23 protein-coding genes and 1 pseudogene are annotated in these 25929 nt (G+C 74.7%); 12 read left to right on the top strand and 12 right to left on the bottom strand.

Going from position 1 to position 25929, the window contains the following annotated elements:
• Positions 1-15 precede the first annotated feature (15 nt).
• From AB7J25_RS06255 to AB7J25_RS06225, 7 genes are all read right to left on the bottom strand, one after another.
• On the bottom strand, positions 16-1863 hold the full coding sequence (locus AB7J25_RS06255; protein WP_428505993.1) for an ABC-F family ATP-binding cassette domain-containing protein: 1848 nt from the start codon (positions 1861-1863) through the stop codon (positions 16-18).
• On the bottom strand, positions 1863-2828 hold the full coding sequence (locus tag AB7J25_RS06250; RefSeq protein ID WP_428505991.1) for a 4-(cytidine 5'-diphospho)-2-C-methyl-D-erythritol kinase: 966 nt from the start codon (positions 2826-2828) through the stop codon (positions 1863-1865). Before AB7J25_RS06250 ends, AB7J25_RS06255 begins: the two co-directional genes overlap by 1 nt.
• Before the next feature lie 185 nt (positions 2829-3013).
• On the bottom strand, positions 3014-3922 hold the full coding sequence (gene rsmA, locus AB7J25_RS06245; protein ID WP_428505989.1) for a 16S rRNA (adenine(1518)-N(6)/adenine(1519)-N(6))-dimethyltransferase RsmA: 909 nt from the start codon (positions 3920-3922) through the stop codon (positions 3014-3016).
• Positions 3923-3969: 47 nt separating this feature from the next.
• The gene (locus AB7J25_RS06240) at positions 3970-5628 is read right to left on the bottom strand and encodes a transglycosylase family protein (protein ID WP_428505987.1); all 1659 of its coding nucleotides are present in this window, start codon (positions 5626-5628) and stop codon (positions 3970-3972) included.
• 196 nt (positions 5629-5824) lie between these two features.
• On the bottom strand, positions 5825-6697 hold the full coding sequence (locus tag AB7J25_RS06235) for a TatD family hydrolase (RefSeq protein WP_428505985.1): 873 nt from the start codon (positions 6695-6697) through the stop codon (positions 5825-5827).
• 139 nt (positions 6698-6836) lie between these two features.
• Positions 6837-8624, bottom strand: a complete 1788-nt coding sequence (gene metG / locus AB7J25_RS06230; RefSeq protein WP_428505983.1) for a methionine--tRNA ligase — start codon at positions 8622-8624, stop codon at positions 6837-6839.
• Between the two features lie 83 nt (positions 8625-8707).
• Positions 8708-9922, bottom strand: coding sequence for an MFS transporter (locus AB7J25_RS06225; RefSeq protein WP_428505981.1), 1215 nt, complete (start codon positions 9920-9922; stop codon positions 8708-8710).
• A 63-nt stretch (positions 9923-9985) separates the two neighbouring features.
• Between AB7J25_RS06225 and AB7J25_RS06220 the strand changes: the two genes are divergently transcribed.
• Together AB7J25_RS06220 and AB7J25_RS06215 are read left to right on the top strand one after the other, a co-directional pair.
• Positions 9986-10468 (top strand): cation:proton antiporter regulatory subunit, encoded by a 483-nt coding sequence (locus AB7J25_RS06220; protein ID WP_428505979.1) that lies wholly within the window; start codon positions 9986-9988, stop codon positions 10466-10468.
• Positions 10469-10471: 3 nt separating this feature from the next.
• Positions 10472-11659: a cation:proton antiporter gene (locus tag AB7J25_RS06215; RefSeq protein ID WP_428505977.1), complete on the top strand. Its 1188-nt coding sequence runs from the start codon at positions 10472-10474 to the stop codon at positions 11657-11659.
• Between the two features lie 37 nt (positions 11660-11696).
• On the opposite strand, the gene AB7J25_RS06210 is transcribed toward AB7J25_RS06215, so the two are convergent.
• Together AB7J25_RS06210 and rsmI are read right to left on the bottom strand one after the other, a co-directional pair.
• The gene (locus AB7J25_RS06210) at positions 11697-12056 is read right to left on the bottom strand and encodes a Uma2 family endonuclease (protein ID WP_428505975.1); all 360 of its coding nucleotides are present in this window, start codon (positions 12054-12056) and stop codon (positions 11697-11699) included.
• Positions 12057-12101: 45 nt separating this feature from the next.
• Positions 12102-12953, bottom strand: coding sequence for a 16S rRNA (cytidine(1402)-2'-O)-methyltransferase (rsmI, locus tag AB7J25_RS06205; protein WP_428505973.1), 852 nt, complete (start codon positions 12951-12953; stop codon positions 12102-12104).
• A 26-nt stretch (positions 12954-12979) separates the two neighbouring features.
• Between rsmI and AB7J25_RS06200 the strand changes: the two genes are divergently transcribed.
• Positions 12980-14575: a dolichyl-phosphate-mannose--protein mannosyltransferase gene (locus tag AB7J25_RS06200; RefSeq protein WP_428505971.1), complete on the top strand. Its 1596-nt coding sequence runs from the start codon at positions 12980-12982 to the stop codon at positions 14573-14575.
• 16 nt (positions 14576-14591) lie between these two features.
• On the opposite strand, the gene AB7J25_RS06195 is transcribed toward AB7J25_RS06200, so the two are convergent.
• The gene (locus AB7J25_RS06195) at positions 14592-15413 is read right to left on the bottom strand and encodes an EamA family transporter (protein ID WP_428505969.1); all 822 of its coding nucleotides are present in this window, start codon (positions 15411-15413) and stop codon (positions 14592-14594) included.
• Positions 15414-15537: 124 nt separating this feature from the next.
• Here AB7J25_RS06195 and AB7J25_RS06190 point away from each other — a divergent pair, with 124 nt between their 5' ends.
• The 5 genes from AB7J25_RS06190 to AB7J25_RS06170 all read left to right on the top strand — a co-directional run bounded on the left by AB7J25_RS06190 (position 15538) and on the right by AB7J25_RS06170 (position 19811).
• Positions 15538-16167, top strand: a complete 630-nt coding sequence (locus tag AB7J25_RS06190) for a helix-turn-helix domain-containing protein (RefSeq protein ID WP_428505967.1) — start codon at positions 15538-15540, stop codon at positions 16165-16167.
• A gap of 208 nt (positions 16168-16375) precedes the next feature.
• A complete protein-coding gene (locus AB7J25_RS06185) occupies positions 16376-16585 on the top strand; it encodes a hypothetical protein (protein ID WP_428505965.1) in 210 nt (69 codons plus the stop codon).
• 110 nt (positions 16586-16695) lie between these two features.
• Positions 16696-17373: a TetR/AcrR family transcriptional regulator gene (locus AB7J25_RS06180; RefSeq protein ID WP_428505963.1), complete on the top strand. Its 678-nt coding sequence runs from the start codon at positions 16696-16698 to the stop codon at positions 17371-17373.
• A 90-nt stretch (positions 17374-17463) separates the two neighbouring features.
• The gene (locus AB7J25_RS06175; protein ID WP_428505961.1) at positions 17464-19122 is read left to right on the top strand and encodes an MDR family MFS transporter; all 1659 of its coding nucleotides are present in this window, start codon (positions 17464-17466) and stop codon (positions 19120-19122) included.
• Between the two features lie 2 nt (positions 19123-19124).
• Positions 19125-19811, top strand: coding sequence for an HlyD family efflux transporter periplasmic adaptor subunit (locus AB7J25_RS06170; RefSeq protein WP_428505959.1), 687 nt, complete (start codon positions 19125-19127; stop codon positions 19809-19811).
• On the opposite strand, the gene AB7J25_RS06165 is transcribed toward AB7J25_RS06170, so the two are convergent.
• Complete coding sequence (locus tag AB7J25_RS06165; protein ID WP_428505957.1) at positions 19774-21096, bottom strand: sensor histidine kinase; 1323 nt, start codon at positions 21094-21096, stop codon at positions 19774-19776. The two genes, AB7J25_RS06170 and AB7J25_RS06165, sit on opposite strands and share 38 nt — an antisense overlap.
• Positions 21097-21098: 2 nt before the next feature.
• Entirely contained in the window at positions 21099-21707 is a 609-nt protein-coding gene (locus AB7J25_RS06160; protein WP_428505955.1) for a response regulator, read from the bottom strand.
• Between the two features lie 110 nt (positions 21708-21817).
• Between AB7J25_RS06160 and AB7J25_RS06155 the strand changes: the two genes are divergently transcribed.
• The 4 genes and pseudogenes from AB7J25_RS06155 to AB7J25_RS06140 all read left to right on the top strand — a co-directional run.
• Positions 21818-22864 carry an iron ABC transporter substrate-binding protein gene (locus AB7J25_RS06155; protein WP_428505954.1) on the top strand — a complete coding sequence of 349 codons (1047 nt, stop codon included), beginning with the start codon at positions 21818-21820 and terminating at the stop codon, positions 22862-22864.
• A gap of 211 nt (positions 22865-23075) precedes the next feature.
• On the top strand, positions 23076-24503 hold the full coding sequence (locus tag AB7J25_RS06150; RefSeq protein ID WP_428505952.1) for an ABC transporter permease: 1428 nt from the start codon (positions 23076-23078) through the stop codon (positions 24501-24503).
• A complete protein-coding gene (locus AB7J25_RS06145) occupies positions 24500-25522 on the top strand; it encodes an ABC transporter ATP-binding protein (RefSeq protein ID WP_428505950.1) in 1023 nt (340 codons plus the stop codon). Before AB7J25_RS06150 ends, AB7J25_RS06145 begins: the two co-directional genes overlap by 4 nt.
• A gap of 39 nt (positions 25523-25561) precedes the next feature.
• A pseudogene (locus AB7J25_RS06140) lies at positions 25562-25929 on the top strand (hypothetical protein); the annotation flags it as partial.

Below are 25929 nucleotides of genomic sequence, written 5' to 3'. Positions count from 1 at the left end.
TGCCGGTCTCGGGCCTCAGGACTCGGCGGCCTCGGCGGCCGCCAGCCACTCCAGCTCGACGGCGTCCCGCTCCGCCACGACCTCGTCCAGCTGCCTCGTCAGCTCCACCAGCTGCGTCGGGTCGGTGGCGGCCTCGACGAGCGCGGTGTGCAGCTCCTTCTCCCGGGCCGTGAGCGTATCCAGCCGGCGTTCGAGGCGGGTCGCCTCCTTGCGGGCGGCCCGCTGTTCGGCGGACGCCGACACCGGCCGCGGAGCGGCCCCACCGCGGGCGGCGGGCGCCGCCGGGCGCGTCCCGCCGACCGTCGCTCCCGTCCGCGCGGCCGGCACGCCACCGGCGGCGTCCGCGCGGCGGGCCAGGTACTCCTCGATCCCGCCCGGGAGGTGCGTGATCTTCCCGTCGCCGAGCAACGCGACGACCGTGTCGCACACCCGCTCGACGAGGTAGCGGTCGTGGCTCACGACGACGAGCGTGCCCGGCCAGCCGTCGAGGAGGTCCTCCAGGTTCGCGAGCGTGTCGACGTCCAGGTCGTTCGTGGGCTCGTCGAGCAGCAGGACGTTCGGCTCGGCCATGAGCAGCCGGGTGAGCTGCAGGCGCCGCCGCTCGCCGCCCGACAGCCGACCCACGGGCGTCCACTGCCGGGCCGCCGGGAACCCGAGCCGCTCCAGGACCTGCGAGGCCGTCATCTCCAGCTTCCCCAGCCGGACGTGGCGCGCGACGTCCTCGACCGCCTCCAGCACCCGCTGCCCTGCGCCGTCCGCCCCTGGCCCGCGCCCGAGCTCCACCAGCTCCTGCGACAGCTCGGCGAGCTGCACCGTGGAGCCGCGGACGAGCCGTCCGCCGTCCAGCGGGCGCTCGCCGGTGAGCGCGCGCAGCAGCGTCGTCTTGCCCGAGCCGTTGACCCCGACGATCCCGATCCGGTCGCCCGGGCCGAGCCGCCACGTGACGTCGTCCAGCAGCACCCGCGACCCGATGCGGACGGTCGCGTCCTCCAGCTCCAGCACCGTCCTGCCGAGCCGGTTCGTGGCGAACCCGAGCAGCTCGACGGCGTTGCGCGGCGGCGGGACGTCCGCGATCAGCGCTTCGGCGGCCTCGATGCGGTAGCGCGGCTTGGACGTGCGCGCTGGCGGGCCGCGGCGCAGCCAGGCCAGCTCCTTGCGGGCGAGGTTGCGGCGGCGGGCCTCGGCGGCGTCCGCCTGGCGGGCGCGCTCGGCACGGGCGAAGACCCAGTCCCCGTAGCCGCCGGCGTAGCTCTCAACGCGCCCGTTCGCGACCTCCCACGTGCGCGTGCAGACCGCGTCGAGGAACCAGCGGTCGTGGGTGACGACCACGACCCCGCACCGCCGGGCGAGCAGGTGCTCGGCGAGCCAGGAGACGCCCTCGACATCCAGGTGGTTCGTCGGCTCGTCCAGTACGACGAGATCGGGCTCCCCGACCAGCGTCGCCGCCAGCGCGACGCGCCGCTTCTCCCCGCCGGAGAGGCCCGTGACGGGCCGCTCCAGGTCGCGGATGCCCAGCCCGTCCAGGACGTCGCGGACCCGCGGATCGGCGGCCCACTCGTGGTCGGCCGCGCCCCGCCATGCGGCCAGGACGACGTCGCGGACCCGGGCGCCGCGGGGCAGGTCGTCGCCCTGGGCGAGGTGCGCGAGCTTCAGCCCGCCGACGCGGCTCACGCGACCGCCGTCCGGGTTGCGGGCACCGGTGACGATGTCGAGCAGGGTCGTCTTGCCGCCGCCGTTGAGCCCGACCACGCCGATCCGGTCGCCGCGCTCGACGCCGAGCGAGACGGCATCCAGCAGGACCCGGGAGGCGTCACCGGGGACGTGGGCGGTGACCTTCTCCAGGTTGACGAGGTTGTCGGCCATCAGGCACGCACCGGCGGCCAGTTCGGCGGCGGGTCGGGGGCGTGCTGGTCGGTCACCCGCGCGCCGGGGACGGGCCCGTGCGCCACCCGGACGGTGCGGCACACCCCCACCCCGGCGAGCTCCGCCGCGATCTCGACCGCCGACTCCGCGCCCGGGCACAGGAACGCGCATGTGGGCCCCGAGCCGGACACGATCCCGGCGAGCGCCCCGGCGGCGACCCCGGCCCGCAGGGTGCGCCGCAGGTCCGGCGCCATGCTGACGGCGGCGGCCTGCAGGTCGTTGCCCAGGCACAGCGCGAGCTGGCGGGCGTCACCGCCCGCGACGGCCTCCAGCACCGGCTCGACGGCGCGTTCCTCGACGTCTTCCCACCCACCCGCGCCGCGCAGCCGGTCCAGCTCCCCGTACACGGCGGCCGTCCGGAGCCCGCTCCGGTGCAGCGCGAGCACCCAGTGCTGCGGGTGGCGCGCGAGCACCGGCACGATCCGCTCACCCCGGCCCGTCCCGAGGGCGGTGCCGCCGTAGAGCGCGAACGTGACGTCGCTGCCCAGCTCGGCGGCCATCCCGGCCAGCTCGTCGCGGGTGAGGTCGAGCTTCCAGAGCGCCGACAGGCCCACGAGCGCCGCGGCGGCGTCCGCGCTGCCGCCCGCCATCCCGCCCGCGACGGGGATGCCCTTGCGCAGCACGAGGCGGACGTCCGGGGTGCGCCCCACGCGCTCGGCGAGCAGCTGCACCGCGCGCCAGGCGAGGTTGGTCTCGTCGACGGGGACCTCGGTGACACCCTCGCCGTGCACCTCGATCCCGGGCTCCTCCGCGCTCGCGACGGTGACGTCGTCGAACAGGCTCACTGCGTGGAAGACCGTCACGAGGTCGTGGAAGCCGTCGTCGCGGAGCGGGCCCACCGCCAGGTGCAAGTTGATCTTGGCGGGGACGCGCACCGTGACCGGAGGTGGGACGGCGACGAGCACGGTCCAACCCTACGGGGCGCGGCGGGTGAGCCTGCGGTCAGCGGGCGGGGCCCCACCCGCGAGTTGCGCATCTCGTCGCGGCGAGTTGGGGATCCCGCAGCGGCGAGTTGCGGATCTCATCAGCGCGAGTCGCCGGTCCCGCAGCGGCGAGTCGCCGGTCCCGCAGCGGCGAGTTGCGGATCTCATCAGCGCGAGTCGCCGGTCCCCTCGGCAGACGGCCGCGGATCCCGGCGGCCGCCGGACCTACCGGCCCCGGCTCGACCCTCCGCGAGCCGCGCGAACTCCGCCACGCCGAGCGTCTCGGCCCGCGCGCTCGGGTCGATGCCCGCGGCACGCAGGGCCTCCTCGGCCGCCGACGGCGAGCCGAACCACCCCGCGAGCCCGGCCCGCAAGGACTTGCGCCGGCTCGCGAACGCGGCGTCCACCAGCGCGAACACGGTCTCGCGCTCGCCGGTCGGCGGCTCCCGACGGATGAACGCGAGCAGCTCCGAGTCGACGTTCGGCACCGGCCAGAACACCGCCCGCGGCACCGCACCCGCCCGTTTCGCCGACGCGTACCAGGCAAGCTTCACACTCGGCGCCCCGTACGCGCGGCTGCCGGGACCCGCCGCGAGCCGCTGCGCCACCTCGGCCTGCACCATCACCAGCCCGCGGCGCAGGCCGGGCAGCTCGGCGAGCAGGTGCAACACCACGGGGACGCCGACGTTGTAGGGCAGGTTGGCCACCAGCGCCGTCGGGGGCGGCACCAGCTTGGCTGCGGTGACGTGCAGCGCGTCCGCGGCGACGACGGAGAGCCGGCCGGTGAGCTCCGGCGCCCGCTCGGCGGCGGTGGCGGGCAGCTGGGCGGCGAGGACCGGGTCGATCTCCACGGCGTGCACGTGCGCCACGGCCGGGAGCAGCGCGAGCGTGAGCGAGCCGAGCCCGGGCCCCACCTCGACCACCACGTCGTCGGAGCCCACCCCGGCGGCCCGCACGATGCGGCGCACTGTGTTCGGGTCGTGGACGAAGTTCTGCCCGAGCCGTTTCGTCGGCCGGATCCCGAGGCGCTCCGCCAGCGACCGGACCTCGGCGGGCCCGAGCAGCTGCGACGTCACCCGCGCATCATCCCGCCCCGCCACCGCACGCCGTGCCCCGGCGGGCGCTACAGGCCGAGCTTGCGCGAGCACCCCGGCCAGGCGCTGAACCCGCCACGGTCCTTGCGCACCCGCTCGGCGACCGCGATCTGCTCCTCGCGGCTCGCCAGATCGGGCCGGGCGGCGTACTCCTTGCCACCGTAGGCCGCCCAGGTGCGCAGGTCGAACTGCAGGCCGCCGTAGTAGCCGTTGCCGGTGTTGATCGACCAGTTGCCGGTGGACTCGCACTTCGCGAGCCGGTCCCACACGCTGCCGTTCGCGACCGCGGGCGCGGTGGACACGTCGTCGTTCGTGCCGACCCGCACGATCCGCGGCGTCGGCGGGGTCACGGCACCGGCGAGCACCCGCTCGCGCGCGACCTCCGCGCCGTTACGGATCGTGACGCGGTAGATCACCGTCTGCTCGCCCGGACGGCCCTCCTCCTGGACGACCCGCTCGCCGCGGGGCAACGACGGATCCTCGACCACCTGCTCGGGCTGCGGAATCTTGTAGGTCTCCACGACCTCCTGGACCCCGTTGCGCACGACGTGCACCGTCATCGCATCGGTCAGGGCCGTGCCGACCCCGGGGACGGCGACGTCCTCGGGTCCGAGGGTGATGCCACGCTCGGCGAGCAGCGAACCGACCGTCCCCGCCGTGGTGGTGACCTGGTGCCGCGCGCCGTTCCCGTCGGTCAGCGTGACGACGCGGGGCACGCTGAGCGCCACCTGCAGGCCGTCCACCGGGATCCGGGTGCCGGGGTCGAGCGACATCTGGTTCGGCGCCGCCGCGATCCCGAGATCGACGAGCGCGCGGTCCAGCGACGGCGCGGTGGTCCACACCCGGCGCTCGACGCCGGCCTCCACGAGCCGCAGCTCGCGGGCCCGGTCGACGACGATCTCGGCGCCGTCCGTGATCGCGGTACCCGGCGCGGGCGAGACGCGGTCGCGGCCGGTGGTCGCGAGCCCCGCGGACTCCAGCGCCCCGGCGACGTCCGAGGCGTAGGTGGTGAACGTGCGCTGCTCACCGTCCACGGTCACCGTGACCGACTTGCCCATCGCCAGCGCGGTGCCCCCGCCCGCGACGACGGACACGGCGCCCGCCACCGCGGCGATCCGGATCGCGTGCGTCCGCTGCGCCGCCCGCCGACGGTCCGCGCGCGAGCGGCGGTGCGCGCCCGCGCGGGGCGGGGCGGGGTCGGGCAGCGGCGGGCCGGCGAGGCCCGCCGGGGTGCGGCGACGGGACGGCGCCTCGGGATCGGCTGCGAGCTCCGGGTTCGCCTGCGATCGGCGGGGCCGTGCCGGATCCTCCGTGTCAGGCGGCAGCGTTCCCGGGGTACCGCGCCACGGACCGATCGGGCCGTCCGCGCGGACGGACGGCTCGCCGGGCGGGGTGTCCAGGAGCTCGAACGCGGACGGGTCGAACGGGGTGTCGCGATAGGGGTCGAGCTCGTCGACATCGGCACCCGGGGAGGCGGGCCGCAGGCCGCCACCGGGCGAGGTGCCGACCACGGGCTCGAACCGGTCCGTGTGTGCCTCGCCTGCGCGCAGGCCGGGGTCGGTGGTCCCGAAGGGCTCGACGGCCGCGAACGCCGCCGTCACCGGCTCGTCCGGGTGCGGCAGCACCGCGACACGAGCCGCGCGGCGCGAGTCGGGGAGCGCGCCGGAGTCCCATCGGACGTCGACCACGGAAGTCCAAGCGTCGTAGGTCCGGGCAGAGGAGGCGCGAGACGGTGGCCGAGGGCCTCGGGGAGCACCCCGACCACCGTGCCCGCCCTGCTGGGGAGCGTTCCTCATCCCGGCTTCAATTGATGTCGGAACGGTAACGGAGCGTGCGCAGGGCGGCGTCGCCACGACACGCAGGCAGCGCCGAGCGGTCCGTCTCCTACGCCGAGCGCGCATCCCGGCCGTCGCCGGGAGAGACGTGCAGCCGACCGAAGCCGAGGGTCCGCTCGGCGTTCCGCCGGGTGAGGTCCGCCAGCTCCACCTCACTGACCTGCCGTAATGCGGCGAGCGCTCGTATCGTCCACGGCAGACAGTAGGGCTCGTTGGCTCGCCCGCGGTGCGGATGCGGGGTGAGGAACGGCGCGTCGGTCTCCACGAGCAGCAGCTCGTCGGGCACGACACGGGCAGCTTCCTGCAGGTCAAGGGCGTTGCGGAACGTGACCGGCCCGGCGAACGACATCAGGTGCCCGGCGTCCGCGCAGACCCGCGCCATCGCCGCGTCCCCGGAGAAGCAGTGGAAGATCACCGTCTCCGGCGGGCCCTCCTCCCGCAGCACGCGCAGGACGTCGTCGTGGGCGTCCCGGTCGTGGATCATCAGCGGCTTGCGCAGCCGCTTGGCGAGATCGATGTGCCATCGGAAGGCGCGTTCCTGGGCGTCGTGCGGGCTGTGGTCCCAGTAGTGGTCCAGGCCCGTCTCCCCCACCGCCACGACGTCGGGGGCTGCGGCGAGCGCGGCGATCTCGGCGCGGTCCGCGTCGCTCACCGTGGCCGTCCGGGTCGGGTGCAGGGCGACGGCGGCACGCACGCGTGGATCCCAGGATGCGGCCTGCACGACCCAGCGGGCGGACGGCAGGTCGTCCGCGATCGTCACCGCGCCGACCACGCCGACGGCCTCGGCCCGGTCCATCGCCGCGCGGACGTCGTCGGCGGTCACGCAACCGCACGCGTCGAGGTGGGTGTGGGCGTCGATGGCGGGGGCGGCGAGCGGTGCGGGGGGCTCGGGGCGCTCACGGCGCCCGTACGGCCCGGTCATGCGGCGCCTCCGCCTGCGACCGTGCCACCTGCTGCTCGTCCCGGGCCCAGCGCGCCACCCGCGCCGACGAAACCCGCAACTCGCCCTGACGAGATGCGCAACTCGCGGGGCGGCACCGGGGGCACCGGGGGCACCGGTGTCACCGGATCGGCGCCCACTCCGGGCCCGTCTCCCCGAGCTTCGGGTCCAGCTTCGCGAAGATCGGTGTCGGCTTCACCAGCGGCCGCCCGATCTCGACGGGCGTGGACTCCCACCGCGCCTGCTCGCCCGCGTAGTCGCCCGTGAGGATCGGGTAGTCCGGGCCGACATCGAGATCCGAGACCACCTGGATCTCCGGCTGCGCCGCCCACACCCCGGTGCCGCCCAGCGCCTCGTGCACCTGCTGCGCGGCGTGCGGCAGGAACGGCGTGAGCAGCGTGTTGGCGTCCTGCACCACCTGCAGCGCCGTGTGCAGGATCGTGTCGCGGCGGTCCGGGTCGTCCTTGCGCTTCCACGGCTCCTGGTCCGACAGGTAGCGGTTGGCGGCGGTGACGACGCGCATGGCCTCGGTGACGGCCTGCTTGAACCGGTTGCGGCCGAGCAGCGAGCCCACCGCGTCGAACCCCGCCCGCGACACGGCGAGCAGCTCCGCGTCGGCGTCCGTCGGCGAGACCGGCTTCGGGACAGCACCCACGTTCCGGTGGGCCATCGAGATCGACCGGTTGACGAGGTTGCCCCACTCGTTGGCCAGCTCGAAGTTGGTGCGGCGGACGAACTCCTCCCAGGTGAAGTCCGTGTCCTGGTTCTCCGGCCCGGCGACGGCGATGAAGTAGCGCAGCGCGTCCGGCCCGAACTCGCGCAGGAAGTCGCCGACGTAGATGACCGTGCCGCGCGAGGTGGAGAACTTCGACCCGCTCATCGTCAGGTACTCTGACGACACGATCTCCGAGGGCAGGTTCAGCGTGCCGAACGCGCCCGGCTCGCCGCCCCGGTCGCCCTGCCCGTTCTGCCCGAGCAGGAGCGACGGCCAGATCACGGAGTGGAAGACGATGTTGTCCTTGCCCATGAAGTAGTAGCCCTGGGCGGCCGGGTCGGTCCACCACTGCTGCCAGGCGTCGGCGTCCCCGGAGCGGCGGGCCCACTCCACGGAGGCGGACAGGTAGCCGATGACCGCGTCGAACCACACGTAGAGCCGCTTCATCGGCAGGTCCCGCCAGCCGTCGAGCGGGATGGGCACGCCCCAGTCCAGGTCGCGGGTGATGGCGCGCGGCTTGAGGTTCTCGACGAGGTTGGCCGAGAACTTCAGCACGTTGGGCCGCCAGTCCGTGCGGGTGGCGAGCCAGTTGCCCAGGGAGTCCGCGAACGCCGGCAGGTCCAGGTAGAAGTGCTCGGTCTCGACGAACTGCGGCGTCTCCCCGTTGATCTTCGACCGCGGGTTGATCAGGTCGGCGGGGTCGAGCTGGTTGCCGCAGTTGTCGCACTGGTCGCCGCGCGCGTGCTCGTAACCGCAGATCGGGCAGGTGCCCTCGACGTAGCGGTCCGGCAGCGTGCGCCCGGTGGACGGGCTGATGGCGCCCATCGCCGTCTTCGTGACGACGTAGCCGTTGCGGTACAGCGCGAGGAACAGCTTCTGCACCACGTCGTAGTGGTTGCCCGTGGTGGTGCGGGTGAACAGGTCGTAGGCGAGCCCGAGGCCCGCGAGGTCCTCGACGATCACGCGGTTGTACTTGTCGGCGAGGTCGCGCGGCTTGAGGCCCTCGGCGTCGGCCTGCACCTGGATCGGGGTGCCGTGCTCGTCGGTGCCGCTGACCATGAGGACCCGGTCGCCGACCATCCGCCGGTAGCGCGAGAAGACGTCGGAGGGCACACCGAATCCGGAGACGTGGCCGATGTGCCGGGGTCCGTTGGCGTAGGGCCACGCCACGGCGGTCAGCACGGAGGAACTCATACGACCAGCGTATTCGCCACCGACGAGCGACTTTCGGCCCGGTCGGGACGGGCACCGCCGACATGATCTGCCCGTTGACGGTGTCAGCGCCCGGCCGGGGCGCGTTCGGACGCACGCTCGGCGGGGTGCACGGGATGCGACTGGTCCACGGTGCCGGGGCGGGCGGCGACGAGCCCGACGGCGAGCTGCAGCGTTGCGGTGACGACAAGCAGCAGCAGCGGCACCGTCCAGCCACCGCTCGTGCCGCGCAGCACCGCCATCGCGAACGGCCCGGCCGCGGCGAGCGCGTACCCGCCCGACTGCACCATCGCCGAGAGCCGCGCCGTCGCCGCCGGGGTCGCGCTGCGCAGCCCGATGAGGACGACCGCGATCGAGAAGCCCGGATGCACCGCGGTCAGCAGCAGCGCCCACACGAGCGCGTGGCTCGCGGGCGCGACCATCAGCCCGGCGTAGCCCGCGCAGACCGTCACCCACATCCCGATCATGAGCCCGCTCGTCCACCCGGGACCCCGGGCGGCGAGCACGGGCATGCCGAGCATGAACGGCACCGCGAGGATCGCGGTGAGCGCGAGGTAGATCCCGGCGGTGTGCGGGGCGACGCCCGCGTCGATGTAGATGACGGCGAGCCAGCCCGAGACGCAGTAGCCACCGAGCGCCTGCAACCCGAAGTACGCCGTGAGCGCCAGGGCGGTGCGGTCGCGCCACAGCGGCGGCCCGGTGCGCGGCGTCACGTCCTCGGGCCGGGCCTCCCGCAGCACGGGCAGCCACACGAGGAGCCCGATCACCGCGACGGGCGCCCATGCGGCGAGCCCGCCGCGCCACCCGCCCAGCGCGTCCCCCAGCGGCAGCGTCAGCGCCGCCGGGACGCCCACCCCCGCGGCGGCGCTCATCGCGTAGAGGCCCGACAGCGGCCCGAGGTGATCCGGGAAGTAGCGCTTCACCAGCGGCCGGACGACGACGTTGCCCACCGCGGCGCCCGCGAGCGCGAGCAGGCTGCCCAGCAGGAACGTCGGGGCGCCCGGTGCGGCGGCCCGACCGGCCAGGCCGGCGACGATCGCGACGAGCCCGGCGACCATCGCCCACTCCGGGCCGTGCCGGCGTGCCATCCGCGGCGTCAGCGCACCGACGGCGGCGAAGCAGATCACGGGCAGGGCCGTGAGCAGCCCCGCGACGGCCGGGCTCATCCCGAGGTCGCTCTGCACCCGGTCCATCACGGCGGCGAGGCTGCCGGTGGCCGAGCGGAGGCTGAACCCGCCGACCACGACCCCGATGAGGACGAGCGTTCGGGTGGCAGACATTGTTAGTAATACTAATCTGATATCCCGCCGGAGCGCCCCGTTACCGGCGGTTAGGGTGACGGAGTGAACGTCGAGGTCACCCCCCTTCCCGGCATCGGGGTCCGCAAGGACTTCGCGCTGCGCAGCGGCCGCCGCATCGGCGTCATCAGCCTGCGCGACGGCACGCTCGAGCTGATCGTCTCGAAGGCCGACGATCCCGACGCGAGCATCGCCGAGATCCCGCTGACCTACGACGAGGCAGGGGCGCTCGCCAACCTGCTCGGCGCGCCCCAGCTCGTGGCCCAGCTCGCGGAGGAGCACCGCGACCTGCCCGGCATCCGCACCAGGCAGCTCCCGATCAACGCGGACTCCCCGTTCGACGGGCGGCCGCTCGGTGACACCGGCATGCGCACGCGCACCGGGGTGTCGCTCGTCGCGGTGATGCGCGCGGGCCAGGTGCACCCGTCACCGGGGCCGGACTTCCTGCTCGCCGCAGGCGACCTCGTGGTCGCCGTCGGGACCGGTGAGGGACTCGCACACGCCGCCAAGATCCTCGCGCACGGCTGACGTATGGAGCACACCGCGCTGGAGCTCATCGAGCTCGGAGCCGTGTTCTTCGGGCTCGGCCTGCTCGGCCGCCTGGCGCAACGGATCGGCATGTCGCCGATTCCGCTGTACCTGCTCGGCGGGCTCGCGTTCGGCACCGGCGGGATCATCCCGCTCGGCGACATCGGCGACTTCACCGGGCTCGCCGCGGAGGTCGGCGTCGTGCTGCTCCTGCTCCTGCTGGGCCTGGAGTACTCGGCGTCCGAGCTGTTCACCGGCCTGCGGCGGTCCTGGGGCGCGGGGTTGCTCGACATCGTGCTCAACGCCGCCCCCGGCGTCGCCGTCGCCCTGATCCTCGGCTGGGGCCCGGTCGGAGCGATGGTGATGGGCGGGGTCACCTACATCTCGTCGTCCGGGATCATCGCGAAGGTCCTCGCGGATCTCGGCAGGCTCGGTAACCGCGAGACCCCGGTCGTGCTGTCCATCCTCGTGTTCGAGGACCTCGTGATGGCGCTCTACCTGCCGATCCTCACCGCGCTGCTGGTCGGGGTGTCGCTGTGGGGCGGGATCTCGGCGGTCGCCATCTCGGTCGCGGTGATCTCCGTGGTCCTGGTCGTCGCGCTCAAGTGGGGCCGCTTCGTCTCCGCGCTCGTGGACTCCCCGGACCGCGAGGTGTTCCTGCTCAAGATTCTCGGCCTCGCACTGCTGGTCGCGGGGATCGCGTCGGCGCTGCAGGTGTCCGCGGCCGTCGGGGCGTTCCTGCTGGGCATCGCGATCTCGGGCTCCACGGCGCACAACGCCACCAAGCTCCTCGAACCCCTGCGCGACCTCTTCGCCGCGGTCTTCTTCGTCGTGTTCGGCCTCAGCACCGACCCCGCCGCGATCCCGCCCGTCATCGGCTGGGCCATCGTCCTCGCCGTCGCGACCACGGCCACCAAGCTCGCGACGGGCTGGTGGGCGGCGCAGATGCAGGGCATCGGCAAGCTCGGGCGGGCCCGGGCCGGGGCCGCGCTCGTCGCGCGCGGCGAGTTCTCGATCGTGATCGCCGGGCTCGCCGTCGCCTACGCCGCGGTGCCGAACGACCTGGCGGCGCTGTCCACCGCGTACGTGCTGCTCATGGCGGTGTTCGGGCCGATCGCGGCGCGTGTCGTCGAGCCGGTGGCGCGGTGGCGGCCGTTCCCGCGGCGGGAGAGCGCCCCCTCGGCGGGTTAGCTCCACGGCCCGCGCGAGAGTGGCCCGGACGTCGGGGTCAGACGTCCGCGGACCCGCCGTCCCAGGTCAGCCGGAGCACGTCCGATGCCGCCGCGACCCGCAGGCCCAGCGTCTCGACGAGCACCGCGCCGTCCGCGGCCGGGGACACCTGCACGTACTTCTCCTCGACGAGCCGGAAGAGCTCGACGGCGCGCGGCTGCGGGTGCAGCACCAGCACCTCGCCCACCCCGAGGGCGGCGTAGAACTCCAGCTTGCGGTACGTCTCGTCGCCCTCCGAGCGGACCTCGACGACGAGTTCGGCGCCTTCGGCGCCGCGGTCGGAGAAGTTCTCGGGTCGGCAGTAGAGCTGGTCGGGGACGCGCCAGTCGTTCGCGGCGCGGTAGAGCCCGGCCTCCATCAGGGGACGCAGCCCACGCCGCTTGGAGAGCGGACCGGCGATGAGTCATCCCCGGTCGGCCAGGGCCGCGGCGTAGAGCTCCCGCTTGGCCACCCCGGCGGCCTCCGCCACGGCCGCGACGGCGTCCTTGAACCGCTCGCCCGCGGCCACCCGCTCGTGGACGGCTCCCACCAGTGACTCCGCCGACGGCGCCGCAGCGGGCCCCGCACCCTCCAGCACCACCGTCACCTCGCCGCGCACCCCGCCGCGCGCCCAGTCCGCCAGCTCCGCGAGCGTGCCGCGGACGACCTCCTCGTAGCGCTTCGTCAGCTCCCGGCACACCGCCGCCCGCCGCTGCCCACCCAGGACGGCGACGGCGTCGTCGAGCGTGTGGGCGAGCCGGTGCGGGGACTCGAAGAACACCACGGCCCGCGGCTGCGTCACGAGCTCCGAGAGCCAGCGCCGCCGCTCCCCCGCCCGCCGCGGCGCGAACCCGTCGAAGCAGAAGCGCTCCGCGGGCAGCCCCGCGAGCACGAGCGCCGTCGTCACCGCGGACGGCCCCGGCAGGCACGTCACCGGCAGCCCCTCGGCGACCGCGGCGGCGACGATCCGGTAGCCCGGATCGGACACCGCCGGCATCCCGGCGTCCGTCACCACCAGCACCGTCCGCCCCGCCCGGACCTCGTCGAGCAGGCCGGGCAGCCGCGCGGCCTCCACCGCGTCGTAGTGGCTGACCACCCGTCCCCGCACCGGCGCGTCCAGCGCGGCGGCGAGCGCGCGCAGCCGCCGCGTGTCCTCGGCGGCGACGACGTCCGCGGTCGCCAGCGCCTCGACCAGGCGCGCGGAGGCGTCCCCCGCGTTGCCCAGGGGGGTCGCGGCGATCAGCAGCCGCCCGGTGTCGCCGCCGACGTCGTCCATGACCGGTGAGCCTACGATCGGGCTCCGTGGGGGACGGCACGGCGAGCGGGGCGGTGGACGTACGTCCGCGGGTCGCCAGCAGGCCCGCCGACGAGGAGCCGCCCGCGCACGTGCGCCCGCTGGGCCTGCCCCCGCCGCTGGACACCCCCGGCCGGGCCGCCGCCCTGCCGCCGCGCCCGGAGGACCGCCTGCGCGGCTGGGTGGTCGCCGTCCTGCTCGCCCTCGCCGGCGGTGTGGTGCGGTTCGCGAACCTGGGCTTCCCGACGGACGCCGGCACGCCCGTCTTCGACGAGAAGCACTATGTCCCGCAGGCCTGGCAGATGCTGCGCAACGGCGGGGTGGAGGACAACCCCGGCTACGCGCTGGTCGTCCATCCGCCGCTCGGCAAGCAGCTCATCGCGCTGGGCGAGCTCGTGTTCGGCTACGACGGCTTCGGGTGGCGGGCCGCCTCGGCCCTGGCGGGGACGCTCTGCATCCTGCTGATCGTCCGGATCGCCCGGCGCCTCACCGGCTCGACGCTGCTCGCCGGGATCGCGGGCGTCCTGCTGATCGTGGACGGGCTCTCCCACGTCCAGTCGCGGATGGGGATGCTGGACTCGTTCGCGGCGCTGTTCGTGCTGGCCGCGTTCGCCACGCTGCTGTGCGACCGCGACGACGTCCGGGCGCGGATGGCGCTGGTGGTGGCGGAGGGCCGCGTCGACGAGAGCCCGTACGGGCCGCGGCTCGGCGTGCGCTGGTGGCGGTTCGCGACCGGCGTGCTCCTGGGGTCGAGCTGCGCGGTGAAGTGGTCCGGGGCGTACTGGGTGATCGCGTTCGGGGTGCTGACGATCGCCTGGGACATCACGGCCCGACGATCGGCGGGGGTGCAACGGCCGTTCGCCGGCACGGCGGTGCGCGACCTCGGCCCGGCCGTGTGGGCGCTCGGCGTGGCACCGGTGCTCGTCTACCTCGCGTCGTGGTGGGCGTGGTTCGGCAGCGAGACGGCCATCGAGCGGCACGTCGCGGGCGACGCGTTCCTGTCGCTCCTGCACTACACGCGCGAGGTGCTCGCCTTCCACGAGGGCCTCACGACGCAGGCGAGCGGCCAGCACGAGTGGGAGTCCAAGCCGTGGACGTGGCCGATGGCGTTGCGGCCGATGCTCTACTACTACGCGTCCGGGCCGGACGTCACGGGCTGCGGGGCGCCGGAGTGCGTGAGTGCCGTGATGCTGGTGGGGCCGCCGGCGCTGTGGTGGCCCGCGCTCCCGGTGCTGGCCTTCGGCCTCTGGCGGGCCGTGACGCGCCGGGACTGGCGCTGGGCGGCCGTCCTCACCGGCTACGCGGCGGGGGTGCTGCCGTGGCTCGCGAACGTGGACCGGCAGATGTACCTGTTCTACATGACCCCCGTGGCACCGTTCCTGGTGCTCGCGATCGTGCTCACGATGGGCGCGATCCTGGGCCGCGGCGAGCGCGGACGGATGCAGCCGCCGTCCGAGCGGCGGCGGACGGGCCTCCTGGTGGTGGCGCTGTGGGTGGGTATCGCGGTGGCGAACTTCGCCTGGCTGTGGCCGATCCTCACCGGGGTGCCGATCACCCACGAGGCGTGGGACGCGCAGCTCTGGCTGCCGTCCTGGCGACCCTGATCCTCCCGGCGACGGCTCAGCTGCCGGCGAGCAGGGCGCTCGCGGTGAGCGCGAGGCCCGTCCCTGCGAGCTGCATCGGGGTGAGCCGCTCGCGCAGCACGGTGCGCGCCAGCAGCACCACGACGACCGGGTAGAGAGACACGAGCACGGCGGAGATCCCCAGGTCGCCGATCCGGGTCGCGACGAGGAAGAGCACGTTGGCGACGGTGTCCGCGATCCCGCTCACGACGGCGAGGCGGGTCCCGCCGCCGATCCCGCCCGGCCTGCGCGCGGCGACGACGGCCGCGAGCACCGCCACTGACGCGACCCGCCCGGCGGCGAGCGGCCACAGGCCGGAGTCGGCCGGCGCGGCGTCCATCGCGACGAAGAACAGGCCGAACCCGAGCCCGGCCGCGAGCCCGAGCGCGATGCCCGAGGTGGCGGCCGCGTCGGCGCGAGACCCGGCGGTGGCGCAGCAGATCGCGGTGAGCGCGATCGCGATGGCGACGGCGGCGAGCGCCCCGGGCCGTTCCCCGCGCAGCAGGCCGACGGCCAGCGGCAGGCCCGCCCCGACGACGGCCGACAGCGGCGCCACGACCCCCATCGGCCCGACGGCGAGGCCGCGGAAGTACAGCAGCACGCCCGTGGCTCCGGCGAGGCCGCCGACCACGCCGAAGCCCGCAGCGGCGAGCGACGGTGCGCCGGGCAGCAGCACCAGGGCGGGCAGCAGGAGCGCGAGGCCCGCGACCTGGGACACGAACGTGACGGTGAGGACGGGAGCGCGGCGGGCAGCGAGCCCGCCGGTGAAGTCACCCACGCCGTAGAAGACCGCGGACGGCAGCGCTGCCGGGACGGACATCGAACACCCTCGCAGTACAACGAAATAGACTCAACAGGACAGCAGGAAGTACCGTACGTCGTCGCCCGCGGCAGTACAACAGACTATCCGGCGTAGTACGTCACAATGGCCGCATACTGATCTCATGCAGTCCTCCGACGAGGTCGCCGCCGCCGTCGGCCGCAACGTGCGCGCCCTGCGCCAGCAGCGCGGCATGACCATCGACACCCTGGCGGCCGCCGCGGGGGTCTCCCGCGGCACCGTCATCCAGATCGAGACCGCCCGCGGCAACCCCAGCATCGCCACGCTCTGCAACCTCGCCGCGGCGCTGCGGGTCGGCGTGGGCTCGCTCGTCGAGGGCGACAACGGCCCCCGCGTCGTCGTGCGCCGCGGCCACGAGGCCGCCGAGCTGTGGCGCAGCGCAGCCGGGAGCAGCGCCGTCTTCCGCATCGGCACGGACCCGCCCGACGTCGTCGAGCTCTGGGACTGGACCCTCCAGCCCGGCGACGACTTCGACGGCGAGGCCCATCCCACCGGCACCGTCGAGGTGCTGTCCGTGACCTCCGGACACCTGGACCTGCAGGTCGGAAGCACCGGCCACCGCCTCGACGCCGGCGACACGGTGATGTTCGAAGCCCACTCCCCGCACCGGTACGCGAGCGCGGGTGACGAGGCCGTCCGGTTCGTCATGGTGGTCCTGCAACCGGGCGACGCCGGGTTGGTGCCGCCGACCAGCATCGCTCCCGCCGACCACGGTGCTCACTCGAACGAGTGAGGAACGACCCGATCCGGCCATCCCCGAACCCTTGCCGAGGGGCGCCCCTTCGGCGACGATGGCCGAGAAGTGATCACTCAGGGCGACGACCGCCCGCCGGCTGGGAGGAGGTCCGGTGCGCCGACTGCGCCTCCGCCGGGCAGGGGAGCAACCCCCGCACACCGCGCATCCCACCCCCCGGCCCGTTCCGGTCGTCACCGTGCCCCTCGTGTGCGCGCTGACCTCCATCACGCACGAGATCGCGGACACCGAGTTCACCCGCGCCGTCACCGGCCGCTACCGCGCGGTCTGCGGCGCCGTCGTCGCCGCCTCGCCGATGTGCGTGCCCGAGGGCAGGCGCTGCGAGGCCTGCGCCGACCTGCGCGCGCAGGCCGAGGCCCGGCACGGCAGGCGCCGGGCGATGCGCCGCCCCGCCTGAGCCGTCAGGCGTACCCTGCCGGTCAGCGTGTGGTCGGCCGTGACCGGAGCCGGCAGGCGCGCGTTCATGGTGACCGTTCCCTGAAGGGCACGGTCCGGGAGGCGATCGACGTGCCGCAAGCTACGGCTCCGGGTCCGACGGACGGGCGGCCCGCGCGCCGGCCCCGCCGGGACGCTGCGCGCAACCACGAGCTGCTGTTGCACGCGGCCATGTCGGCGTTCCGCGACGAGGGCTTCGACGTCGCGCTGGACGCGATCGCCCGCCGCGCCGGGGTCGGCAACGCGACGCTGTACCGGCACTTCGCCACGCGGGAGGAACTCTACGACGCGGTGTTCGCCGACCTGCGCGACCGCGCCGGTGCGGTGCTCGCCCGCTACCAGGCGGTCGACGACGCCCGCGAGGCGCTCGCCGGGTTCGTCGCGGAGCTCTTCACCGTGGGCCCGGCCGGGTTCGAGCTGGGCTGCCTTGCGGACCGGACCTGCGACGCGACCCCGGCACTCGAGGCGATGATCACGGAGATCCGGGCGACGCTGCAGCGCCTGCTCGTCCAGGCCCAGCGCGAGGGCACGGTCCGCCAGGACGTGGATGTGGAGGACCTCGGCCTGCTGCTGGCCTCGGCCCGGTCCGTGATGGCGGTCGCCGGGGAGGCGGCACCCGGCGTGTGGCGGCGGCACCTGATGCTGCTGCTGGACGCGCTGCGCCCGGCCGACCCCAGCCCACTGCCGGACGCGGGGGTGGGCGAGCCCGAGCGCGAGCACATCGGCCGCGTCCTGCACGACATGGGCTGATCCGCCCGACCGCCGCCGGCGGCGGCGCCACCGCGTATCCTGCCGAAAACGGAGGACCACTCCCCGTTTTCATGGACACGGAGCGCCGCCATGACGCAGCAGGTCGACGCCGTCGGCACGGTCGACGCGGTGGACGCGGTGAACGCAGCCGACACCGGCGACACCGGCGACACCGGCGACACCGGCGACACCGCCGCCCCGACCCGGACCACCCCGGACGGCGCCCCGACCGCGCCCGGCGCGACGGCACCGCGGGAGAACTGGCTGCTGCCGCTGTCCGTGCTGATCGTCGGCATGTTCATGTCCGTGCTGGACATCAGCATCGTCAACGTCGCGATGCCGGTGGTGCAGACCGACCTCGGCATCACCGCCAGCAGCGGCCAGTGGGTGAGCACCGCGTACAGCCTCACCGAGGGCGTCATGGTGCCGATCAGCGCCTGGCTGGGCTACCGGTACGGCTCCAAGCGCGTCTACGTCCTCTGCATGCTCGCCTTCGCTGCCACCTCGATGCTCTGCGGCCTCGCCGGGGGGATCGGTTCGCTCGTCGGCTTCCGCATCCTGCAGGGCATCCCCGCGGGCATCATCCCCGTCACCTGCCTGGTGATGCTGCGCGCCCTCGTCCCCCGCGAGCGGCTCGGTGCCGCGATGGGCCTCTACGGCCTCGGGGTCGTCGTCGCGCCCGCACTCGGGCCGACGCTGGGCGGCTACCTGTCCGAGTACGCCAACTGGCGCTTCATCTTCTTCGTCAACGTCCCGATCGGGATCCTCGGCGCGATCGCGGCGATGATCGTGCTCAAGGAAATCCCCGGCCGCCGCGACCGGCCCCTGGACGTGCTCGGGTTCGTCGCCATCGCCGGGGGCCTGTTCGCGCTGCTCCTGGCCCTGGAGGAGGGTTCGGACTGGGGCTGGACGAGCTACCCCGTCCTGGCCCTGTTCGCCGTCGCGTCCAACCTCCTGCTGCTGTTCGTGATCATCGAGCGGCAGGTGGAGCACCCGCTGATCGACCTGCGCATCTTCCGCGTGCGCGAGTACGTCGTGTCGCTCGCGCTCGTGTCGACGTTCTCGGTGGGGCTCTTCGCCGTGAGCTTCTACATCCCGCAGTTCCTCCAGGGGCCCGCCCGCAACCTCGGCCCCATCGAGACCGGGCTCGCGCTGGTGCCCCAGGCGCTCACCCTCGCCGTCCTCATGCCCGTCGCGGGCCTGCTCTACGACCGCATCGGTGCCCGGTGGCTCGCCGTCGCCGGGCTCGCCCTGGCCGGCATCGGGATGCTCATGCTCGCGGACATCACCCCCGACATGCCGCTGGCCGACCTCGTCTGGGCGCTGGTGGTCCTCGGCGCGGGCCTCGGGCTGGGCATGATGCCGATCATGACGGGCGGGCTCGCCGCCGTCCCGGACGAGCAGTCGGACTCGGCGGGCGCGTTCAACACCCTCACCCAGCGGGTCAGCGCGGCGTTCGGGCTCGGCATGCTCACCGCGATGCTCGGCACGGACCGCGCGCAGTACATGGCCGACCGCTCCGCGCTCCTCGGCGAGTACGCCGCCACCGATCCGCAGGTCGTCGGGATGGCACAGGAGGGCCCGGCCGGGCTGCTCGGGCTCTGGCAGCAGACGGTCACGGCGGCGCTCACCGACGCCTACTCCAGCGCGTTCATGATCACCGGCTGGGTGTGCCTCGGCGGTGTCGTGATCGCGCTGCTGCTGCCCTCCGGCAAGCCCGCGACCGGGGCGATGGCGGCGGCCCACTGAGCATGCGCACCCGCCGCCCGTTCACCCGGTTCACGAAGATCGGCCTGGCCGTCGTCGCGCTCCTCGTCGTGCTGGAGACGGCGGGCTTCGCCACGCACTACCTGCTCGTCACCGCCCGCTACGTCACCACCGACAACGCCCAGATCGACGGGACGGCCGTCGACATCGTCGCGCCCGCGAGCGGCACCGTCACGCGGTGGCGGATCGGCGTCGGCTCGACGCTGCGCGAGCGCGAGGTGGTCGGCCGGATCCGGGTCGGCACGCAGGCCTCCGGCCCGCAGCTCACGATCAAGTCTCCGGGACGGGGCACCGTCGTGCGCAGCTCCGTGACCGACGGCCAGTGGGTCACGCAGGGCACGCGGCTGGCCACCGCGTACGAGTTCGGCGACATCTACGTCACCGCGCGCGTGCCCGCAGGCGAGATCGGCGACGTCCGTCCCGGCGCGCGCGTCGACATGGCCGTGGACGCCTACCCCGGCGTCACGCTCACGGGGCTCGTCACGGCGATCCCGCTCGCGACCGCGGACCGGTTCACCGCCTACCCCGCGCTCGACTCCGATCCCACCAACCCGCAGCCCGCCGACCGCTGGATCCCGGTGCGGGTGGCGTTCACCGACACCGCGGGCGTGGAGATCCGGCCGGGGCTGAGCGTCACCGCCCGGATCCACCGCCCGGCGGCGGGCCGCTGACCGACCCGCTCGGTGAGCCGGACATCGTGGCGGGCAGGGTGATCTCGACCTCGGTACCCGTTCCCGCCCCGGTGCGGATCGCGATCGTCCCGCCGGCGTCCTCGACAGCGCGGCGCACCAGCAGCAGCCCGATGTGGCCCGGCCGGGCGGGCGCGGCCGGGTCGAACCCGCCGCCGTCGTCGGCGACCACGGCATGCACCAACCCGTCCCGCACGTGGATGCGCACCCGCACGTGCGAGGCACCGCTGTGGGTGACCGCGTTGCGCAGCACCTCGCCGGTGACCCGGTGCAGCAGCGTAACGGCGCCGTCGCCGATCTCCGGGCCGTCCGCGATCTCCAGGTCGATGCGTGGGCCGCCCTGCATGCCCGCCACCAGCCGCCCGAGTGCCTCGGCCGGACCGGCGCATGACGAGGTCAGCCCCGAGAGCAACGAGCGGAGCTGGCGGATGTCGTCGCGGATGCGGGCGCGGGCGTCGGCGACGAGTGTCGCGGACCGTGGCGGCCCGACCGTCGCCGCGGCGTCGAGGAGCAGTCCCGCGCTCGCGAGGCCCGGGATGACGCCGTCGTGCAGCTCGTGGGCGAGCTCGCGGCGGGCGAGCTCGGCCGCGGCGAGCCCGTAGTGCAGCGCGTCCTCGCGCTCGCGGCGGTCGCGGTCGATGCGCCTGCCGAGGGCCACCGCGAGCGGCAGCATCGCCGTCGCCAGCAGCGCCACCCCGAGCAGCGCGAGCGGCAGCAGCACGACCATGGCGTAGCGGACCGTCCCGTCGACGTCGACGGGCACGTAGACCTCCAGGCGCGCGGGGTTGCCCACGGCGTCCCGGAAGCCGATGAAGACCTCCCGCAGGCCGTCGGCGCGGTCGGACTCGTAGCGGTGCTCGGCGTCGTCCCGGACGCCGAAGACGACGACCTCACCCGCGTCGAGGCGGCGGGCGAGCCCCGGGTCGAAGGGCCGCGACGTGGCCTCGTAGCGCTGCTCGTCGGAGAACGCGACCCAGGCCGCTTCGCCGCGGATCGCCCACACCTTGATCCGGTAGATCATCCCGGAGTCCAGGAACGGCGCGAGATCGGCCAGCAGAGCCGGACGGTCGACGCGCGCGGGATCGGTGAAATCCCGTCCGGCGAGCGACACGAGCACCGCCGCCGCCACCTGCGTCGACACCCGCTGCGCCGTGCGCTCCCCCTCGGCCTCCCCGATCCGCCACACGCCGACCGTCACCAGGGCGCTGAGCAGCGCCGCGGCGAGCACGGACGCCGTCGCGAGGCGCAGCAGCGTGGCACGGACCACCGCTACAGCCCCGTCCCGACGGCGACGATCCCGAGCCGGTCCGCGCGGACGACCGCGTCCAGCTGGCTGTGTGCGCCGAGCTTCGCGAGCACCGCCCGGATGTGGTCGCGGGTGGTGTGCAGCGAGATGCCGAGGTCGGCGGCGATGCGGCTGGCGTCGCGACCGCGGGCGAGCCGCGACAGCACGTCCAGCTCGCGGGCGGTGAGGTGCACCGGCGCGACCGGCTCCCGCGACGGGACGGGGACGCCGGTGAGCGCGGCTCGCACCGCGTCGAGGATCTCCGACAGCGAGGCGTCCTTGCCGAGGAAGCCCGCTGCCCCCGCCGCCGCGGCCCGCCGGGCGAGATCGACCCGGACGTGCGCGGTGAGGACGATCATCGGGACGTGCGGCGCGTACTGCTCGACCAGCGCCAGGCCGCTGCCGTCGGGCAGGTCCAGGTCGACGAGCGCGACGTCGGCGGCCGCGCCCAGCAGCTCCCCGGCCTGCGCCACCGTGTGGGCGATCCCGCCGCACCGCAGATCCGGCTGGGTGGCCAGCGCGAGGGCGAGGGCGTCGGCGAAGACGCGGTGGTCGTCGACCAGGACGACCGACGGGCGCGCCGCAGGCGGCATGTCCACCCCTCAATCTTCGGGAGATCGGATCGGTTCCCGTGAAGGTTAGCCTCCCCTGAGGCGCTGTACCGCCGATCCGCCCACGCTCCCGACCGACCAGAGGCCTCCGCATGCGCACACCCCGCCCCCTCGCGTTGACCGGCGTCGTCGCCGGGCTCGCCGCCCTCGCCCTCACCGCCTGTGGCGGAGCGGAGCAACCGGCCCCTGCCGACGCGCCCGCCGCGAGCGGCACCGGGACCGTGGTGCTGTACTCCGGCCGCGACGAGAACCTCGTCGGCCCGCTGATCGAGCAGTTCACGGCCGCATCGGGGATCAGGGTCGAGACCCGGTACGGCTCCACCACCGAGATGGCCGCCCAGCTCCTGGAGGAGGGCGACCGGACCCCGGCGCAGGTCTTCCTCTCCCAGGACGCCGGCGCGCTCGGGGCACTGTCGGCCCAGGGACGGCTGGCGACGCTCCCCGACGCGATCACCGGTGCGGTGGACCGGGACTTCAGCTCGACGGACGGCTCCTGGGTCGGGCTCACGGGGCGGGCCCGCGTGGTCGCCTACGACAGCCGGGAGGTGCAGGCCGCGGACGTGCCCGGGACGCTGCAGGAGCTGCTGGACCCGCGCTGGCGCGGCCAGATCGCGATCGCCCCGACCAACGCGAGCTTCCAGGCGTTCGTCACCGCGGTGCGTGTGAGCGAGGGCGAGGAGGCCGCGAAGGCCTGGTTGCAGGGCCTGATCGCCAACCAGCCGCAGATCATGCAGAGCAACGGCGCCATCCTGGAGGCCGTCAACACCGGTGCCGTCGACCTCGGGCTCATCAACCACTACTACTGGGCCGGCTCGGAGACCGACCCGAAGGCGCTGCGCGCCCAGATCGCGTTCGGCGACCCGGGCACGCCGCTGGCGCTGGTCAACGTGACGGGGGCGGCGATCCTCTCCGGCGCGGCCGGATCCGCCGACGCCCGCGCGCTCGTCGCCTTCCTCGCCGGGCCGCAGGCGCAGGCCTACTTCGCCGCGGAGACGGCCGAGTACCCGCTGGCAGGCGACGTGGCCGGGCCGACCGGCGTACCCCCGCTGAACGAGCTGGACGGCCCGGATCTCGACCTGTCCGACCTCGCCTCGCTGGAGCAGACCGTCACGCTGCTCACCGACGTGGGGCTGATCTGAGCTGGACGCCTCCGGATCGCTGACGCTCCCGTCGGCCGCCCGAGGCGGGGAAGGCCGCCGTCATCGCGCATCCCGCAGTGACGGTGGCTCTGTCTGCGCCCCCGGGCGCAGGCGGCGCCGCGCACACCCCTCGCCGCTTCGCGCCCCGGTCACGCTGGGCCTCGCGGCCGTCGCGGCACTCGCCGCCGCGCTTCCGCTGGCCTACCTCGCCGTGCGGGTCGCGAGGTCGCCCGAGCGCCTCGTCGCCGTGCTCGGCCGCGAGCGCACCTGGACCCTCGCGGCCAGCTCGCTCGTCCTGGTGCTCACCGTCGCCGCGGGCTGCCTGCTCCTCGGGATCGTGACGGGCTGGCTGCTCGCCCGCGTCCGGCTGCCGCTGGCGCCGCTGTGGTGGGTGCTCGCCGCGCTGCCCCTTGCCGTGCCGTCCTACCTGCTCGCCTTCGCCGTCGTCTCGACGTGGCCGGGCACCCGCGGGCTCGCGCCCCTGGCCGTGGTGATGGTGCTGGCCTGCACCCCGTACGTCACGCTGCCGGTCGCCGCCGCCTTCCGCACCGCCGACACGGGCCTGGAGGACGTGGCCCTCACGCTCGGGAGCGGCCCCGTCGCCACGTTCGTCACGGTGACGCTGCCGCAGGTGCTGCCCGCCGCGCTCGCCGGGACGCTGCTCGTCGCGCTCTACACACTCTCGGACTTCGGCGCCGTCGCGCTGCTGCAGTACGACGCCTTCACCTGGGCCATCCGGGCCGCGTACGAGGGCACGTTCGACCGGGCGACCGCCGCCGTGCTCGCCCTCGTGCTCGTGGTGCTGACGCTGGCGCTGGTCGCCGCCGAGCGGATGGCGCGGCGGCGCTGGGTGCGCGGACGCGCGGACGTCACGACGCGCCGGCTCCCGCCGGTGCAGCTCGGCGCAGCCGGCACCGCCGTCGCCGTGGCCGGGCTCGCGGCCGTGGCGGGCGCGAGCCTGCTGTTCCCGGTCGGCGTGCTGCTCGCCCGCCTCGTCGAGGGCACCCGGTACGGCGTCGACGTCGCCGGCCTGCTGCACGCGGCCGTCGCGACCCTCGCCCTCGCCGCGGGCGGGGCCGTGCTCGCCGTCGCGCTGGCCGTCCCGGTCGCGGTGCTCGCCGCGCGGTACCGGGGCGCGCTCGTCGGCACCGTCGAGTCGGCGGCCTACCTCGGCCACGGGCTGCCCGGGATCGTCGTCGGGCTCTCGCTGGTGTTCTTCTCGCTGAACGCGGTGCCGGCGCTCTACCAGACCGCGTTCATGCTGGTCGTCGCGTACGCGGTGCTGTTCCTGCCCAAGGCGATCGGCTCGGCCCGCTCGGCCGTGGCGCGGGTGCCACCCGCCGTCGAGGAGGTGTCGCGCACCCTCGGCCGGGGCGGCGCCGCCACCTGGCTCACCGTCACGCTGCCCCTTGCCCGGCCCGGGATCGCTGCGGCCGGACTTCTCGTCATGGTGACAGCGATAAAGGAGCTGCCCGCGACGCTCATGCTGCGCCCGATCGGGGTCGACACGCTCGCCACCGAGCTGTGGCAGCGCACCTCCGCCGGGGCTTACGGCGCCGCCGCACCCGCGGCGCTGCTGCTGGTCCTGCTCGCCTGCGTCCCCGCCGCGCTGCTGGCCCGCCCGGGGGCGTCGCGGTGAGGCTGGAGCTGCGCGACATCGTCGCGGACTACGGCGGCGCGCCGGTCCTGCACGGTGTCGATCTCGACGTCCCCGCGGGCGCGCTGCTCTCGGTGCTCGGCGCCAGCGGCAGCGGCAAGACCACCCTGCTGCGCACGGTCGCCGGGCTGCACCGGCCCCGCGCCGGCAGCGTCGTCCTCGGCGGGCGCGACCTGCGCGGTGTCGCGCCGGGGCGGCGCGGCATCGGCCTCGTCCCGCAGGAAGGAGCCCTGTTCGGCCACCTCGACGTCGCGGGCAACGTGGCGTTCGGGCTGCGCGGGGGCTCCCGCGCCGACCGCCGCGAGCGGGTCGCGGAGCTGCTCGCGCTCGTCGATCTCGCGGGGGCGCAGCGCCGGATGCCCCACGAGCTGTCCGGCGGGCAGCGCCAGCGGGTCGCGGTGGCCCGCGCGCTCGCCCCACGCCCGCGTGTCGTCCTGCTCGACGAGCCGTTCGCGAGCCTGGACGCGGCGTTGCGCGCTGACGTGCGTTCCCAGGTCGTCGACGTGCTGCGCGAGGCCGGGGCCACGGCCGTGCTCATCACCCACGACCAGCGCGAGGCGCTGTCGGTGAGCGACCGCGTCGCCGTCCTGCGCGGCGGCCGGATCGCGCAGGTCGGCGATCCGCGCGAGCTCTACGCGCGTCCGGCGACCCCGTGGCTCGCCTCGTTCCTCGGGGAGGCGAACCTCGTTCCCGGACGCGGTGACGGCCGCACCGTCCGCACGGCCCTCGGCGTGCTGCCCTGCCCCGGCGGGAGCCCGGCGGGCGAGGTCGTCGCCGTCGTCCGCCCCGAGCAGGTGCGCCTCGTCGCCCCGGGGACGCCCGGGACCTCGACCGTCACGGTCCGGACGGTCGAGTTCACCGGCTCGGCACAGCGCGTGCAGGTCGATGGCCCGGACGGGCCGCCCGTCGCGGCCGTCGCCGCCGCGGCGCCGCACTGGCGCCGGGGCGACCGGGCCGGGCTCGCCGTCGACGGTGAGGTGCACGTCCTGCGCGCCCGCTGAGTAATGCTAGCCTCAGCTAACTTCACGGCTGGGGGATTGATGCAACCGCACTGCACGGGTCTCTCCACCGGGAGCAGGCGGGGGTTCCGGGGTCGCGGCACCCGGGCGGGTGCGGCGATCACCGCGTTGCTGGCCGCCGTCGCGGTCCTGGCCGGCTGCGGTTCCACACCCGCCGCCGACCCCGTCGACAACTCCGTCACCGTCACGCACAAGTTCGGCGAGACCGAGATTCCCAGGAACCCCACGAACGTCGTCACCGTCGGCTGGAACGACCAGGACCTCGTGCTCGCCCTGGATGTGGTTCCGGTCGCGACCCGCGAGTGGTTCGACGGCTACGACGACTTCCCCTGGGTCAAGGAGGCGACCGGCGGAAAAGTCCTCCCCACCCTCGGCGGAGACGGGATCGA

The sequence above is a fragment of the Pseudonocardia sp. genome (assembly GCF_050246655.1).
Lineage (GTDB): Bacteria > Actinomycetota > Actinomycetes > Mycobacteriales > Pseudonocardiaceae > Pseudonocardia.
Note: the sequence above shows the minus strand (reverse complement) of the source record. Positions and strands in the feature narration are given on the sequence as shown.